Origin of the sequence: Vibrio sp. MA40-2 (assembly GCF_047302445.1) — a bacterium.
Taxonomy (GTDB): domain Bacteria; phylum Pseudomonadota; class Gammaproteobacteria; order Enterobacterales; family Vibrionaceae; genus Vibrio.
Genome location: NZ_CP178627.1, coordinates 14,885 through 35,256 on the forward strand (window position 1 = coordinate 14,885; position 20,372 = coordinate 35,256).

1 protein-coding gene (cut by a window edge) is annotated in these 20,372 nt (G+C 45.1%); it reads left to right on the forward strand.

Translation table 11 applies throughout. The features are described from left to right. Positions 1–20,294: the 3' portion of an Ig-like domain-containing protein gene (locus ACLKML_RS00010; RefSeq protein ID WP_413283055.1), read on the forward strand. Its footprint begins 12,463 nt before the window's first position; only the last 20,294 of its 32,757 coding nucleotides appear in the window; its start codon lies off the left edge, out of view; it ends in the stop codon at positions 20,292–20,294. The last annotated feature ends 78 nt before the right edge of the window (positions 20,295–20,372 follow it).

The window sequence follows — 20,372 nt, forward strand, 5'->3', positions numbered from 1 at the left end:
AGTCTATTTCGGCTAATTTAACCGTTGATTCAACGCCGCCGACCTTTACCGCTCATTTAGATGATGGGTCAAATACTGGGGCCATTGACGACACGATCACTTCTCAATCTCAGCCTAGTATAAGTGGCGAGATTGATGATCCCAACGCTAGCATTAGCTTGGAGATTGACGGGCAAACCTATAGCAACGCCTCGATTATCGATAATGGTGACGGCACGTATTCTTGGTCTATTAGTGTTGACACACCGTTACCTGAAGGTGAGATAAGCTACGTTGTCACGGCTACCGATCAAGCGGGCAACAGCTCAGAAGTGAGCGGTGACTTCAGCATCGATTACAGCATTGATGTGACCACACAATTTGATTCACGCACTAACGATGCGACAGATGAAGATATTTTAAGTAACGACGCCACGCCAACGTTCAGTGGTACAGGGGACAGTGTTGGCGATATTATTACGCTTAACCTCAGTGGTATCGATCAAAATGGTCAGGCGGTAAGTTACACTTACACCACTGAAGTGACCGACACATTGGATGAAAACGGCAATTATACCTGGTCATACACCATACCAGCCACCGATCCTTTGGTTGCCGCTGAGTACTCCTATTCAGTGACCGCCACTGACGAGGCAGACAACAGCAAAACAGTAGATGGTGAAAACTTCAGTATCGATTTGTCACTGTCTACCTTTACTGCCACGCTGGATTCAGAGCATTCTGATGATGAGCAGCCTCATACTCAAGATCAATCGCCTAATTTCTCTGGCCAAGTGGAAATTGGCAGTACAGTTACGTTAGCCATTGGTGGGTTAACCTTATCGGCAACCGTGAACGCCGATGGCTCATGGTCCATTGCTGACGAAGAGTGGGATACGGTATCGGGTCTGGTTGATGGCGGTTATGACTACACGCTTACCGCGAAGGATAAAGCCGGTAATAGCGATGAGATTGCTGGTACCTTGACTATTGATACCTCGCTGAATTTTGACGGTGGCCTAGCGACATCATCCGATACTAAAGCCAGTTACGATGATGCCAGTAGTAATCTATTTAGTTTCGATAATTATACCAGTGACAACACGCCTGAATTTTCTGGCACGGGTGATCATGGTGACACGGTCGATCTTATTCTTTATGCGGTGATTTCAGGTGCTGGGACCGATGATGAAGTTATTGAAGCAGTAGCAACTTATACCACCACAGTTGATTCGGATGGTGTGTGGTCGATTAACCTTGAAACCATACTTGCGGACGATGACCAACAGTACATATTAGATCAAGGGCAGTACCGCTACACGCTCACTGCATCTGATGCTGCAGGAAACAGCCAAACCATTTCAGAATTAATGACCATAGACACACAAACTGACGTGACTGGTCAACTACAGCAATCTGACACTATTGACACAGGTGAAAGTAATTCAGACGGCATAACCCAAATTAACACGCCAATTTTTAATGGTACCGGTGAAGAAGGCGCGCACGTTACATTAACCCTCAGTGCGGATGGCTTGGATGATATCGTCAAGACCGTTACTGTTGCCGATGATGGCACTTGGGCGATTGCGTTTACCAGTTCGGACGGTTTAGCGCAAGATGCGACATATCACTACACCATTGTTGCAGAAGACAAAGCAGGCAATGTATCTTCCACTGTCAGCGATACTTTAGTTATCGACAATAGCGATCCGGTGATCAACATTAGCGCTAAGCTAGATCCAAGCAGTGATAGTGCGCCGACAGATGAAAGCTTGGTTTACAACCCAAATAACCTGGATCTCAGTGCCGATGGTCTCACATCTGATGACACGCCACGTATTTCAGGAACAACAGAAGCAGGCGTCACCGTTTCAGTGCAGGAAGTGGGATCGGATGCCGAGCCAATTATTACCCAAGCGGATGATGATGGTAATTGGTTTGTTCAAGCTGATACGCTTACAGAAGATGGCCGTTATCAGTTTGAAGTGACTTATACTGATAGTGCAGGTAATAGCAGCACCGAAACCGTTGAAATGGTTTTAGATACTGACAATTCAGTAACAGGATCATTAGACAGCGACAGCGATAGTGGTCGAGATATCGGTAGCGGGGTTGATAGCCAAGAAACGGCCACTGACACCATCACCAATAAAGAAACCATTACCTTCTCTGGAACCGGTGACAATGACCAATATGTGCAACTGCATATCGACGGCCAGACCTACAGCGCCATAGTTACAGATGGGGTGTGGGAGTTAGACGTAACTGGCTTAGAAGAAGGCACGTATGCCTATTATATTGATTCGACCGATACCGCCGGAAACTATGATGTCACGGCCACTCAATACGTAACTGTTGATAGAACCGAACCGAACGTAACAGCTAAGCTAGACCAATCATCGGATAGTGGCAATCAAGGAGACAGCACAACTAATGACGATACTCCGTTGTTTAGTGGCACGATCGATGATGTCGACGCAATTATTCAAATTCAGATTGGCAGTGAAGTGGTCACAGCAGAAATTGGAGACTACAACCAAAATACCGGTTTGTGGAGTTGGCAGCTGCAATGGACATCGGCATTAGAAGATGGCACGTATGACTACAACGTTATTGCGACTGATGAAGCTGGTAATGTTGCTAGCACAACACAAAGCATAATTATTGATACCATTGGTGAAGTAACTGCCAGTATTACTACAGATTACATTGATGATCCAAGCGGGGTAATACTACAAGCTGATGAGCAAATCAGTTTTGCTGGTAACGGCGAATCCGATGCGGCCTTAACACTGGTGATCACGGATAACCAAGGAAATAACTATTCTTATTCAAATATTACTGTAAATACGGCGACTGGCGACTGGAGCTACACGTTAAGCGCCGCAGAGCAAGCGGCGTTGAGTGATGGTAACTACAGTTACCAAGTGACCATGACCGATATTGCGGGCAATACCAAAACCACCGATGCTGAAAACTTCATCATTGATACCCAAGTATCCGACTTTACTGCTGAATTGGAATCGGATTCTGGCCGTGACAGCAGCTTTACATCTGACAATGTCACTAACGAACTGCCTCTAGTGTTTAGTGGTAGTGCAGAAGAAGGTTCAACCATCGTTATCGCGATTGATGGCTACTCCTATCAAGCCGTGTTTGATAGCACCGATCCAACCTCTTGGAATGTCACCATTAGCGAAGAATTTTTAGTCGATGGCCAGGCATGGAATGCGGATTATGCGCTAGAGGAAGACGGTGAGTACGACTACCAATTTACCGTGACCGACGCGGCTGGTAACCAATTAACCCGTACCACCAGTAGCGATTCTGAACAGATTGGTGATGGCACCGATCTGTCCGATTTAACTGGGACCGTCACCTTAGATCAATCAATCACACTTGATGCAGAGCTCAGTAACGACAGCAGTGTCGATACTGGTTTATCGCAAACAGACGGCATTACTCAGACTACTTCACCGACGTTTACTGGCGTAACCGAACTGGATGCCAGTATAGTCATCACCATCAAACAAGATGGCCAAGTCGTGGAAACGTACAGCTTCGATAACAGTCAAGACGCTGCGGCGAATAACGCGCAGCTGTCTGTATCGGATGAAGGAGAGTGGTCTTACACCATTGACGATGTGTTAGCCGATGGTGAGTACACCGTCGAGATTGACGCAACCGACATTGCTGGTAACCAATCGGATACGGTAACCGATGCATTAATCATTGATAACAGCGCCACATTAGTAGTGGAAGGGCTCAGTGCGGCTACCGATTCTGCGCCGAGTGAAGCAACGGAAGGCGATGCCCGTTTCAGTGACCAATTAACCAACATCACGCCAAGCCTTGAAGGCACAGCGGATGCTAACGCTGCAGTCACCATTACCCTTACTGCGCCAGACAATAGCCAAATTGAGCTAAGCACGACAGCCGATGCAAATGGAGTGTGGTCGTTAGATTTACAAGGCCTTACTGAGCTTGAATCAGCCAGTTTATTAGATACAAATGGCGATTTAACCCAAAATGGCCGTTACTCGTATCAAGTTTCGTCAGTGGATGTTGCTGGCAACGAAAGCAATAGCGCCAGTGCCTATTTTGAGTTCGATTCCACCGCGCAAAGTGGTGTGAACTTTAGCGGAGGCTTAGCGCAAGTTGAAGCGAGCGATAGCGGTCTTTACCTTGACGATGGCATCACCATGGCGCAATCGCCGACCTTTGACGGTTACGGTGAAGTGGGCGCGAGCGTCTCGTTAACGATTGAAAATGTGGGCACCTTCACGACAGTGACGGATAGCGATGGTTATTGGTCGATAGATCTGTCCGATGAAGGCATCGTGTTGGCGGAAAACACGTACGATTACCAATTAAGTCTCACCGATGATGCAGGCAACAGTGTCTCGCTTGCAGAGCAAACTTTAGTGGTTGATCTCACTAATCCTAATGTGACAGCTGAGCTAGAAGATAGCGATGAATCGGATACTGGCTCGTACAATTCAGACGATTATACCGCGAATACCCAGCCGGTGTTTACCGGTACGGTTGATGAAACCGCTAACGTGGTGTTCTCTTTGTATCAGAAAAATGCAGACGGTGAGATCATCGATGTTCATAGTTATGAGCTAGGTGAAATCAGCGACAGTTGGAGTTTTGACCTGTCGACGACTGATTATGAGATGAGCAACTCCGGCACGTATTACTACAGCGTCAGTGGTACGGATCTCGCTGGTAATGCGTTAGACAGCAATGAATACAGCCTCACTGTAGATTTGGAGAATACCCTACAGGCGGATCTCGATGCGATCACCGACAATGGGTCAGTCAATGGCGTCGCCATTATCGATGGAACGACCACCACGATTGCACTAGCCGATAAAATTACCAACGATGCCGAATTGCATTTCAGCGGCAGCGGTGAAGCGGGTGACACGGTTGTTATTGATATTTACGATGCCGATAACAATAAGGTGGATTCCACTACGATCACTCTCGCGGGTACGCGTGGTGATGGCAGCTCGGAATCGTGGTCATTTGATTCAAGCGCATTATTGGACCCATCCGACACTACCTTGGTAGAAAACTTTACTTACCAAATCAGCTCAGTTGATTTAGCGGGTAACACCACTATTTATACTGGTTCAGTGACGGTTGACCAAACCATCGTCACCACGCTTACAGCAGAAGGCTTGACCGATGAATCGGATTCAGAGCCAGCAGGCAGCGTGGAACAAAACGACAATATTACCTATTTAACCCCCGTGCTTGAAGGGGAAGTGGGTGATGATGCCGTTAGTGTGAGCATTGTGTTAACTCATTTAGATGGCGAAGCATTAACGTCTGATGAGTCAGAGCGCACTTATACCGGCACCGTTGTAGATGGGTCGATTGTTGATGGTAACTGGACGGTCGAAATTGATGGCCTAGCCGAAGATGGTGAATACAGCTATCAAGTTGTTGCGGAGAATGATTTAGGCAGTGTGTCAGATCCTGTTTCTGGCACGTTCGAAATAGATACCGTAGTCGAGCAGTTTAGCGCAGACATGCTTTACGATAGCGAGACCGCTGACGCAAGCGGTGATACCGTAGTTTTACCTGAACAGCCAAGCTTTTCTGGTGATGGGGAACAAGATGCAACGGTGACCATCGAATTCTTTTCTGTTAATGCAGATGGCAGTAAAGTTTCGCAAGGTACAGTCGAACAAACCGTTGATGCTAATGGTGAGTGGAGTATTAGCGCTGAAGATTATAACAATCTAGGTCTAGATTCAGGGCAATACATATACCAAGTGACTACTAGCGATGTTGCGGGTAACAGTAACACCGACGCCACTACCAATACGACCGAACAAATAATTGAAGGCGCATTTGAATTAGATTTAGAATTGCCAGTGATCGAGTCTGTTGATCTGGCGACTAGCAGTGATAGTGGCGATTCTTTCTACGACAATTACACCAATGACACCACGCCAATCTTCCAAGGTGTGGTCAGTAATACCAATATTGCAACCGAAGTGACGGTTACAATTAGCTTGCTCGATGATCAAAGTGATTTGCTAGAAAGCTTCGAATTTACCACCACCACAGTAGATGAAGACGGTAACTGGTCGATTAACTTAGCCGAAGCGGTCGACAGTAAAGGCAACTCAATCGAACTGACCGATGGCGATTATCAGATTAGTGTGAAAGCAACCGACAGTGTTGGCAATGAAAGCCTCGCGAATGATGAAAGTAGCGACACATTTACTATCGATACTGAAAACGAGCTTGACGGAGAAATGACGTCTGGAAGTCCAGATTCGATTGAAGATTCCACCACTACCGAGCAAGCTAACGGGTCGATTTTAATCGAACAACCTGACCGTATCACAAATGATGCAACGCCAAGCTTTGCTGGAACAGGTGAAGAAGGCGATGTCGTTACACTTTCTATCTACTACACGCAAGATAGCCAAACCACACAAGTGTACACAACTACGGCTACTGTAGTAAACGGCGGTTGGTCTATTGATGTTGATAGCGCTTTGTCGCTAGACGGAACATATTCTTATCAACTTACGTCAAGTGATTTAGCGGGTAATAACACCGATATCGAGGGTGACTTTACTCTTGATACAGGTAACCCAAGTAACCTTATTTCTCTTGGTTTGACTGCTGGCTCTGATTCTGGCGAATCAGACAGTGACAATATCACTAATCTTACACCTGTACTTGAAGGAACTGTTGAAAATGAAGACGGTATGTTAGTTACCGTAACATTAGTAGACAAAGACGGTACACCATTAGAGGCTGACGACTACACTTACACGGCAACGGTAACGGATGGTCAATGGCAAGTGACTCTAACAGGTCTAGATAGTGATGATGGGTTACTTGATGGTGAATACAGCTATACCGTAACCGCAACCGATGCGAGCAATAACTCGACAACCTTATCAAATGATGATCTTACATTCATTTTGGATAACCAAGTGTCGCCTAAAACTGCAACACTGCAATCTGACACAGAAGTGGATAGCAATGGTGATACTGTTACTGGTGATCAGACCTTGGACTTTAGCGGTACCGGTGAGACGGACTCCACCGTCACGGTATATGTTTACCAAGTTAACCAATTTGGCGTGGTATCAGAAGACGTCAGTGCTACTGCTACGGTGTCAGTTTCCGATAGCGGTACTTGGAGCATTGACGACAACGATTATAGTGAATCGCTTAGTAACGGAACGTATCAATATAAGGTAGATATCACTGATATTGCCGGTAACACAGAAACGATTGTCGAAGGTGAAGAAACGCAAATAATTATTGACGTTTCTGGTCCAAACATAGAGTCATTTACATTAAGTGAGAGCGCGGATTCGGGCGATTTGGCGACAGATGGCATTACCGCCGACACCGCACCTGCGTTTGAAGGTGCCATTAGTGAGCAAGGCACAGTTACATTAACGGTAACCCCAACTGACAGTAATGGCGATCCAATAGAAGGTGCAGCAATTGTCATTGAGGGTATCGATACCAGTTACGACAGCACCACTGGCAACTGGACGTGGGACTATGATCTAGGTAGTGATACTGATTTCAGTGCATTGGCTGATGGTGCTTATCAATACACCGTTAACGCAACCGACTTAAGTGGCAATACATCAGCACAATCTGCTGCGCAAACATTTGAAGTAGATACTGCAAATGACATGACCGCAGAGATGGACTCTGGAGCACAAGTTATTGACTATGAATCAGCTTACTACAATAGCACTGATTCAACCGACGAGAACCCTATCTGGACTAACCCTGAGCGTTTAACTAATGACAGTACGCCGAGTTTTTCCGGAACAATTGAAGCGGACGATGACTTCGTAACTTTAGTTATTTTAGACCAAGATGGTGCGGCTATTTTCGAGACTACCGTACCAGCCGAATCCGATGGCACATGGAGTTATGATTTAGGATCAGATACAGCAAAAGAGGCCTTAATCAAGGCTGGAATTGCTAGCGGTGAACTTTCTGATGGCAATTACACCTACAAGATTTCTTCTAGCGACGTAGCGGGTAATAACAAAACCTATGAAGGGGACTTTGAGGTTAAAACCAATTCTACCGTAACGGTTACCTCGGCAGGTTTGACCGATGAGTCGGATTCAGAACCTAATGCTGATGCCACAACTTATACGGCTGAAAATGAAGATAACATCACCAATTTAGATCCAGTGCTACAAGGGACAACAACCGACGGGGCTGATTTTGTCTCTGTGGTCTTGCTCAATTATACCGATAGTGACGGAAACGTGATTGACCTTTCGCAAGATGAGACGTCACAGCAACAATATACGTATACCACTGAAGTGAACAGTGACGGCAGTTGGTCGGTAGAGCTGAGCGATTTAGTCGCAGAAGATGGTAGTGCCGATGGCAGTTACAACTATAAAGTCATTGCTTATGACGGCGTAACCATAGAGGATGCAGTTGCGGTTGAGCTCAATAGTGAGAACGCAAGCAGCGACGATGTATTAAGTTTTACTATCGACAGTCAATTTGACGAAAATACTGCTAGTGCTAACGTTGATGATTTAATTAACGTCACCCAAACCGATGGAACTGAGTACGATGTTGTTAATTCTGGTTTGGTTAGCCTAACAGGGACAGCAGAACAGAATGCTGTTATCGAGTTAACGCTTTACTCTGTGTCTGATGATGGTCAAACACGAACTGAGATTGGTACTATTACGGCTCGCGCTTCAATTGAAGATTCCGATCCAAATACCGACGACACCTATACTTGGGTTATTGATAATAATAGCGAAGGGTACAGCGAGGTTATTGGCTCTGGATTAGAGGATGGTAACTACCAATACGATATTACCTTGATTGATATCGCCAATAACAGCACCACTTTACCAACCAAAGAGTTTACCGTCGATACCAGCGCAGCAACGGTAACAGTGACTGGCCTTGCTACTGAAAGTGATACTGGTGACTCGAATTCAGATGCTTATACCAACGACATAACACCAAGCATTGAAGGAACAACAACCGAAACTGGTGAGATGACACTTTATCTCACTAACCTGACTGATAGCACAACAATTGAGATTGTTCAGTCTATCGCTCAAGCCGGTGATTGGCGTATAGATGTACCAGATTCTCAGCAACTTTCACAAGGTGAATGGCAATATTATGTGGTCATGGAAGATGAAGCCGGCAATAGCAGCACATCAGAAACGTCGAGCTTTACGGTTGATTTAGTCAACGAATTAACGGGTGAAGTTGACGCTAATCAGATCGACAGCAGTGATTCTGCCGTTACGGTTGAAGATGACGCTGGCGCAGTGATTGTAACCATGCCAGATACCACCACCAATAATGGCGCATTAAGCTTTAATGGCAAAGCAGAAGATGGTGATAGTGTCACCGTCACTATCACCAATGATAACGGTTATTCATACAGCGAAACCATTATTATTGATAACGACAGTGATGGAACTTTAGAGGATTGGACTCTCACACTAGCAGACCAAGATAATCTTGAAGATGAAGGCGTTTATCACTACAGCATTACCTCAAGTGACGCAGCAGGGAACGAAAAAACCATTCAGGGTGACGTGGTTTATGATGTAACTCAAAGCGTTGTTACTGCTTCTGGTGTGAGTGATGATACCGACTCAACCAGTGTCGCTAGTGATGATCCTAATTATATTTCATCAGAAAATCAGGATAATATTACCAACCAAGCACCAACGTTAGAGGGCACCGTTACTGATGGTGTGGCTATTTATGTACAGTTGGTTACCGTTGATAACACGCCTTTGTTAGCAGAAGACAGTAGTAACTTGATCACATCAACATCTAATCTTTCAGAGATAGAAACGTTGGCGAATGATGATGCTAACCTTATCTATTCTGGCACGATAAGTGATAGTGCGAACTCGTCGGGTACATATAACTGGGATGTCTCAGTTGATGATATGTTAACGAATTCCGCGCTTGGTGAAGGCGAGTACACTTACCAAGTGATTGCCGTCGATGCTTCTGGCAACGTCACCGTGCTAACGGAAGAAAACGGTGGGGGTAGCACCGATAACTTATCATTTGAAATTGACCGTACAGTTAATGAAATGACCAGTGAAGGTTATATACACACAGCAGATAACGATACTGGCAACAGCAATTCAGACCAAATAAGTAGCGATACCAAACCAACCTTTGCGGGTTATGGCGAGGCAGGTGCGCTTATTACGTTAACCATCAGCCAAGTAGTTGCAGCGAGTGATGACATTGTGGTTAAAACATTCACCACTCGGGTCGAATCAGATGGTGACAATGCCTGGCAAATAGATACTTCTAGTAGCGAGTATTCGTTCGACGGTTTAACTGATGGTAGTTATTCTTACGCTATCACCATGACCGATATTGCTGGCAATACCTCCTCGATCACGCCAACGAACGACAGTACTTTTGAAATAGATACGACTCAAGCGACGGTTACGGAATTTGATATGGTTTCAGATACCGTTGTGGATGATTTCACTGCCGATAGCAGCCCAATTTTCCAAGGTAAAGTAGATGATGCCAACGCCGTGACCGTTACGCTTACCGTAACCGATAGCGAAGACAACACCTATAACCTTGATGTAGAAGTTGAAAAAGGTCAAACAGATTGGGAGATTAATCTATCTGACCTTGAAAATATCACTAGCGGTAGCGACACAGATAGCATTAATCTTGCTGAAGGTGAAGTCAGTTATTCAGTTACGGTAGTTGATAGTGCGGGCAATATAACCAATAGTGAAACCAAGACGTTTACTGTTTCAATCGAAAACAGTTTAACTGGCGAATTGACAACCAGTTCCGATTCAGGCGTTGACGATGCATACAATTATACCAGTGTCGATTCAAGCAATATAAATTCAACTGATATCACCTTTACTGGTACTGGTGAAGAAAACAGCAGCGTTTCTATCACCATCAGTGATAGTAGCGGAACGGTGATAACGATTGATGATATTGCCATAGATAACGATGGTAATTGGACGTATACCTTAACCGATGAGCAACAAGCCTTTTTGGTTGATGGCACGGGCTACGAATATCAAATTAGTTCCACTAACTCGAAAGGCGTTACAAAAACTATTAGCAACGAAGGTATCGTTCTAACCACATCGATCGATGGTGAAGACGCGATACTTTCTTCTACTGAAGCAAGCACAAATTATGATTTTGTGATTGACGAGACCAGCCCAGAAGCCGCGACAGTGCAAGGTTTAACCTTTGAATCTGACAGTGCTGCTGCAACTTTCACCGACACAGATGATGCTGATCGCAATGACAATGTGACGCGTTCAACCACACCAACCATTGAAGGATCGTTTTCTGCCGATGAAGTGGTCACTATTGATGATCAACCAGTAACGTTAATTAGTCGTGTTGAAGTGGTTGTTTTATCTGTGACTGCAACGGATGGAACAACAACAGAATTAACCGATGTTTCGTTTGACGGGGTTATCGATGGTAACAACTGGACAGCCGATATTGATTTATCTGCTACAGGTGATGGTGTTTATACTTATGAAGTGATCCTGACTGATCTAGCCGGAAACACCACCACTCAAACGGTCGATTCCGAAGGTAATGGTCTTGCTATTACACTAGATACTACCGCGCCAGACGCACCTACCAACGACACATTTGGCGATGATACCGATTTCCTTGATCATGGTGGCGATACCGATAGTGGCAACATAGACGATAACATCACCAGTAATCCAACGCCGACTTTCACTGGTTTTGCAGAGCACGGAAGTTTGGTTACCATCGTGATTGATGGTAATAGTTATACAACCTATGCCGACTCGGAGGATGGATCATGGACTATCAGTTTACTTGAAAACGGCGCAACAGAATTAACTGATGGCACTTACACTTATACCGTGACGTCAGAAGATGGCGCTGGAAACAGCAGCAGTGTTGAGTCGGAAGTCATCATTGATATGACTGGGCCTGAAATTGTTTCGGTTGAGCTTGAACCAGATCTATCGGTTGAAGATGATACATGGGCGGATGAAACCGATACTGATTTACAGCAACAACTTAAAGATCTATCAACTGCTACCACAACAGTGACCGACGGTAACAATGACTATACTGTGCCAGTACTCGGTGAGTCTAGCCCTGTGTTTACCGTTTCGGCAGAAGCGGGCACAACGGTTATCTTAACTATTACCGATCTAGACGACGCAGATATTAATTATAGCTATGAAGTTGAGATAGTCGCTAACGATACGCCAATTAACACCGCGACCTATTATGTCGATGGTGTAGAAATGGGTACTGCTAGCCTAAACGCCAACGGTGTCGCTACTGTGACAGTAGAAGTAGATATGTTAGAAGTGGATGCCAATGGAGAAGCTCAATATAAATATGAAGTAACCGCTACCGATACGGCAGGCAATAACGCCACAAATGTCACGATTGAGACACCGGAAGTGAGCGGTCAAACTGTTGATGCGGGTTACTTTGTATTAGATACGCAAACTGAACTAAGTAATGTACGTCTGGACGCCGATAGTGATACCGGCAGCGATGATAGTGACAAGATAACTTATGACCAAACTCCTGTATTCCAAGGAGAAGGCGAAGTTGGCGCAATAGTCGAAGTGAATATTCTTGATTCCAATGGTGACGTATATACTAGCATCAGCACGGAAGTTGATTCGGACGGTACGTGGCAGGCAGCTGTGACCAGTAATTTGCCTTCTGGTACTTATACCGCGTCTATCACTGCCACAGACGATATGGGCAATCAGGCCACAGAAAGTATTGAAAATATTGTTGTTGACACTACAGCGCCTAACGCTAGTGACATTGTACGAGTCACGCCATTGTATGATGTTACTTCCGATACTTCTAATGATAACGGTCAAGCGGGTGATTATATTACCTCTGCTGAAAGTATATATATCAGTGGTCGTCTTACAAACAACACTGATGAAATAGAAGAAGGCTCAGTTGTCACGGTTAATGTTTATGAAATAGATAGCGAAGGCAATAGAGTGTCTGGTGGTGTTGCTAAAACGGTGACTGCCACGGTTTTAAGTAACAACACTTGGGCTGCAGAAGTAGACCTTGATGTTGACCAAACAACAACCTTTGGATATAGCATTTCGGTGACTGATGCTGCTGGTAATCAAAGCGAGGACTCTGTTTCTACTACCGATGATGGACTACAAACCTTCACTATTGATCCAGTGGAACTTTCCTTCACTCAATATGAAGGTGTTGATTCCCAACAGCAAAATACTGGGGAAACAATAGACGGACGATACCAGGGAGGCGGAACGTCGGATTATTATACTCAGCAGAAGTCTTTTAGTGCTGTAGGGGCAATGGACGACAATATTAGTACTGATGATGTTAGCATCACCGTAAAAGATGGGTCTGGTAACGATATTGATTCAGATTTATATAGTTTCTCGTTAACTGATTCAAGCAGTACCGATGGAGTTCAGCAGTGGGCGATAAACTTTACTGGCTTAGATGATGGAGAGTACACCTATACTATCGATGTGGAAGATGAGAATGGATTGAGTAAATCCTTATCCAATACGGTCACGGTTGATAATGTGGTGCCTGAAGCCCCTAAACTTGAGACCATCGATAACCTAGCGGTTAGCGCCGATAATGAGGCTCTTTATTTCATAAATGAAGAAGCTGTTTTTGCTGGTACAGCAGAAGCGAATGCCACAATCACGTTTTACTTCACTTCAACGGGAGATGACGGTGTCAGCACTGTTTATACTCTTAGTACCAACGCTGATGATAGTGGAGCTTGGCAGTTAGATATTGGTTCAGGTAGTACAGATACAGATATATTAGAGGGTGAGTATTACTACAGTTATACCGCGACCGATTATGCAGGCAATGAAAGTGAGCATAGTGACAAATATCTGGTCAATTATGACTCTACTGACCCTGTGTTCACGTCTATAACGTTAACCGCAGATGAAAACACAGAGGACTCGGTTGTCGCTGATCAATATGAAAGTGATGCTGAATGGTGGGTTGTGGGCTCACAAACTCAGATGGTCATTAATGGTAAAATAGAGGATGCGAACAACAACTTAAATTCTCTCACTGTTACTGTGAATGGTACTGATTATTCGTCGGATATCACCTTAAACGCCGATGGCAGCTTTAGTCTAGACGTTGTTGGCTTATTAGCCGATTTAAACACGGAACAAGCCGATTCGTTTGGTGAATATTCTTTAGTATTCACTGCCACAGATGAAAATGGTAACCAAACGACATTTGAGAAAACCTTAAATTACGACAACACTATAAGCACCACGGCTGTGCTATCTGCTAGCTCAGATAGCGATTCCGATGGTATTACCAGCGATGCGACTCCTACCTTAACCGGCGTGGCTGATGATAATGCTGTTATCACTATTTATGATAGTGAGAACAACGTTGTTGGTACCACAAACGCTGATGGTAACGGGGTTTGGACTTACGAATTTGAAACTGGACTTGATACAGGGACGCACACCTTTACGGTTAAAGCGGCGGAAGATGCTCAAGGTACCAATCAGAGTAGTGGAGTAGAGGTTACTTTCTCCGTTGATGTGACGCCACCAGAGTTATCCACGATTGCACTTTCATCAACTGATTCGGATGACCTTAGTGATTATGATGTTATCGACTCCAGTAATGGCACCGGAGACGCAGCACCGTCACTAACAACATATTACAACACGGTAATAATTGAAGGCTCGGTCGATGATAGTACCGCAACGCTTGAAATTTATATAGCTGGACAGTGGCATGATGTTGCTGTGGGCAGCGCAGGTGAATATAGTTATTACATTACACTTGCCGCCTCGGATACGCCTTACTCTTATGAAATTAAGGCAACCGACACTTCGGGTAATCAGTCGCTTTCTGATGGAACAATTACGATTAAACCAACCACAGTGAGCATTGATATTGATGAATCTTCAACAGATTCTTTGGTTGTGACTACTGATGACGAGGGCAATGAACAACTGGTTATTAATGGTGAGGTTACTTCTGGTTTCACTTTAGCTCTCAGTGGTACATCATCGCCAAATGATGATTATATTGTGTATCTTGCCGATGCTGATGGTAATGCAGTTACCGATCAAAATGGTGATGATATTTATTACCAATCTGGAACTGCTGATGCTGAAGGTACTTGGACAATTATCAATACAGGACTTGATCTTGAGGACTTAGCTGATGGTTACCAGTTTGTGATTGATTCTTCCGGTCGTACTGATTCGATAGATATTATTGTTGATACCGAGGTTGCAATAACCGATTTAGAGGTTTTAGGTAATGAGGAAAATGGCGACGAATACTTCAATGCAGAAACGGTAACCGGTGCTCTTATCAGTGGTGTTGCAGAAGCGGATGCTACCGTTGACGTTGCGCTAACCAATACGAGCGACTCTACTGGTTACACAACCAATGATTTGACCGTTGTGGTAGATGCAAATGGTAACTTTACTGTTAGTAATGGTGCTGATGAATTAACCGATGGCTCTTATGAGTTTACGGTTACCGTAACAGACAGTGTAGGAAATACCACCAGTGAAACCGGCACGTTCGTTATTGATACACAAGCACCTAATGTGGATGAGTCTGATACTTTAGTTACGATTAACCAAGTGGATGAGAGTGACTCATCCAGTATTATTTCTTCTGGTTCAACGACGGGTGAAGACCATATACAGTTAACAGGTTCGATTAATCTTGATGACGATAATTACAATAAAGTGGTTTTGGTGGTTAGCAATTCAGAAACTGGAACTGATACGAGTTATATTATTCGAGCAGATGATGATTCCAACATGTCTGATAGTGTGGACTTTACTGAAAGCGGCAGCACAGGTAACTGGTCAATTGATTTATCCGATATTTCAGATGGAGAATACAGTTATACGTTGTACATCGAAGATTCGGCAGGAAACCAACAAGCGGCTGATGATGGAAGCTTCAATGTAAAAACCACTATTGCGGACAGTGAACTTACTTACGTCCTCAATGACGGTGAAGAAGGTGCCACAACAAATAGTTATTCTACGAACGATGATACATTTACGGTAACGTTCGCATCATCCAGTACTACCGGTGTAACAGTTGTTGCTACATTATTATTAGACAATATTGCGGTAGCTGAATCGATTGAAGTTACGCTTGATAACTCTGGTAACGAAGCCATCAGTTTTGCTTCTGTGGAAGACGGTACGTATCAAATCGAATTTGTAATTACTGACAGTTATGGTAATCAAACGACCGAATACATGACGGTTGATTATTCATCTACTGTTGCAGCACTTACTCTAGAGCTTCCCGAAGAAACTGAATTCAGCAGTCCTGGTGAAACAAATGAATCGACAGTGACGGTGTCCGGTATAGTATCGGACCAGCACAATTGGCTGTACTCTGTTGATGGTGGGGATACTTGGTTAATAGGCTCAACAACTCGAACGTCAAACGGTGATGGGTCATACAGTGCTACATTTGAGTTACCAGATGCCGAGTACCAAATAGGCGATATTGTCGTTAAACAAGTGGATGCAAATGGTAATGAGAGTGAAGCAACCCAATCTGCTGAGGCGATCACCATTGACACTATCGCGCCATCCGCGGCGACAATAACACTGGATGAAGACACGGGGGTATCTGGCGACTACATTACTACCAACGGTACCGTTAATGTGGCATTGCTAGACAATACGGATTCATGGACATACAGCTACACCTTAAACGATGCAGTAACAGTAACTGGCCCAACAGCTGGCTCAGGTAGCAGTTTTGTGTTGAGTGCAGGCGAATACAGCAACGTTACCGTCACGGTGACTGACAGTGCAGGCAATAGTACCGATACGGTTCTATCGTCAATTACTGTCGTGGAGAACAGTTCAACTATCGCGATCGCACTGGCGAGCGATACAGGGTCAAGCAATAGTGATAACGTAACCTCAGATGGCACGATCACGGTATCGAATGTGACCGACGGCAACAGTTGGAGATATTCGGTTGACGGTGGTACCACTTGGTATATCGGTTCGGGTAACAGTTTCGAACTGACGGATGGCACTTACAGCGCCGATACGATTAAAGTACAAGAGATCAGTAGCAGCGGCGATACTGTCGCCACCGTTTCTTTAGATTCGCAGATCACTATTGATAGCACCGCGCCATCCGCGGCGACGGTAACACTGGCTGAAGACACAGGGGTATCTGGCGATTACATTACTACTGACGGTACCGTTAATGTGGCATTGTCAGACGATACGGCTTCATGGGCATACAGCTACACCTTAAACGGAACAGTAACCGGCCCAATTGTTGGCTCAGGTATCAGTTTTGCTTTGAGTGCAGGCGAATACAGCGATGTAACGGTCACAGTAACTGACAGTGCAGGCAACAGTACCGATACGGTTCTATCGTCAATTACTGTCGTGGAGAACAGTTCAACTATCGCGATCGCACTGGCGAGCGATACAGGGTCAAGCGACAGTGATAACGTAACCTCAGATAGTACGATCACGGTATCGAATGTGACCGACGGCAACAATTGGAGATATTCGGTTGACGGTGGTACCACTTGGTATATTGGTTCGGGTAACAGTTTCGAACTGACGGATGGCACTTACAGCGCCGATACGATTAAAGTACAAGAGATAAGTAGCAGCGGCGATATTGTCGCCACCGTTTCTTTAGATTCGCAGATCACCATTGACACTATCGCGCCATCCGCGGCGACGGTAACACTGGCTGAAGACACAGGGGTATCTGGCGATTACATTACTACTGACGGTACCGTTAATGTGGCATTGCCAGACGATACGGCTTCATGGACATACAGCTACACCTTAAACGGAACAGTAACCGGCCCAATTGCTGGCTCAGGTATCAGTTTTGATTTGAGTGCAGGCGAATACAGCGATGTAACGGTCACAGTAACTGACAGTGCAGGCAATAGTACCGATACTGTTCTATCGTCAATTACTGTCGTGGAGAACAGTTCAACTATCGCGATAGCACTGGCGAGCGATACAGGGTCAAGCGTCAGTGATAATATCACCTCAGATGGCACGATCATGGTATCGGGTGTGACCGACGTCAATAGCTGGAGATATTCGGTTGACGGTGGTAATACTTGGTATGTTGGTTCGGGTAACAGTTTCGAACTGACGGATGGCACTTACAGCGCCAATACGATTAAAGTGCAAGAGATCAGTAGCAGCGGCGATACTGTCGCCACCGTTTCTTTAGATTCGCAGATCACTATTGATAGCACCGCGCCATCCGCGGCGACGGTAACACTGGCTGAAGACACAGGGGTATCTGGCGACTACACTACTACTGACGGTACCGTTAATGTGACATTGCCAGACGATACGGCTTCATGGACATACAGCTACACCTTAAACGGAACAGTAACCGGCCCAATTACTGGCTCAGGTATCAGTTTTGCTTTGAGTGCAGGCGAATACAGCGATGTAACGGTCACAGTAACTGACAGTGCAGGCAACAGTACCGATACGGTTCTATCGTCAATTACTGTCGTGGAGAACAGTTCAACTATCGCGATCGCACTGGCGAGCGATACAGGGTCAAGCGACAGTGATAACGTAACCTCAGATAGTACGATCACGGTATCGAATGTGACCGACGGCAACAGTTGGAGATATTCGGTTGACGGTGGTACCACTTGGTATATTGGTTCGGGTAACAGTTTCGAACTGACGGATGGCACTTACAGCGCCGATACGATTAAAGTACAAGAGATCAGTAGCAGCGGCGATACTGTCGCCACCGTTTCTTTTGGTTCCGAGATCACCATTGACACTATCGCGCCATCCGCGGCGACGGTAACACTGGCTGAAGACACAGGGGTATCTGGCGATTACATTACTACTGACGGTACCGTTAATGTGGCATTGCCAGACGATACGGCTTCATGGACATACAGCTACACCTTAAACGGAACAGTAACCGGCCCAATTGCTGGCTCAGGTATCGGTTTTGATTTGAGTGCAGGCGAATACAGCGATGTAACGGTCACAGTAACTGACAGTGCAGGCAACAGTACCGATACGGTTCTATCGTCAATTACTGTCGTGGAGAACAGTTCAACTATCGCGATCGCACTGGCGAGCGATACAGGGTCAAGCAATAGTGATAACGTAACCTCAGATGGCACGATCACGGTATCGAATGTGACCGACGGCAACAGTTGGAGATATTCGGTTGACGGTGGTACTACTTGGTATATTGGTTCGGGTAACAGTTTCGAACTGACGGATGGCACTTACAGCGCCGATACGATTAAAGTGCAAGAGTTCACTAGCGGCGGAGAGGCATTGCCAGAGGTTGCTTTAGCAACACAGGTTACAGTGGACAGTACCAATCCTGTGATTTCTTTGTCTACTGAGTTAAATCAAATATCAGGAACCACTAATGAAGCGGTCACGTTGACTTTTGATTATAATGGCGATGGTGTAGTGGATTACACCCTTAATGATGTTGATGCTGATAGCAGTTGGAGTGTAACGGCTGATGAACTTGGCTTAATCGACAACGATGGTACTTACACAGTAGACATCACCGCGACCGATATAGCCGGCAATAGTCTCGATAATTTGGACGTATTATTGGAGGTGGATACGGTTGACCCAACACTGGTTAGCTTTAGCATTTACGATGATGTGACCAGCGGATCAACTGATGATAGCGGTGACCTTAACGATGGTGATTGGACTAATGATAATCAACCGACATTTGAAGGCACGACAGAAAGCGGGGCTTCAGTATCATTAACAATTGCAGATGAAACCTATCAAGTGACCGCAGCAGATGACGGAGCATGGAGTATTACGCTAGGTCAACCATTAGATGATGGTAACCATGATTACTCAATTGACATTACAGATAGCGCAGGTAATAGCTCTGATGATGTGGTAACAGGTACGATTAATGTTGACACCACGCCACCGAGTTACGATAACGTGGCGAAGAGCGATGATGGCAATGGTTCCTCTTCGATTACTTTCAGTGTTGAGGATGGTTCTGGAGAGGATGCTTCTTCAGAAAACAGCGGAATCAGTTCCATTACGGCATTGCTACAAGACGGTACTGAATTGGATGTTGATTATGATTATGATAGTAGTGAAGGAACGGCGACCGTTGATACCAGTGGTGTCGACAGTGATTCATCTGCCGACGTAGTTATCACTATTACCGATGTTGCTGGAAACGAAACGCAGGTAGATACTGATATTTAAGGTCAATCTTATTTAAGGTAAATATCTAATATAAAGGCCAGTCACTTAACAGTGACTGGCCTTTTTTAACTAGTGGTA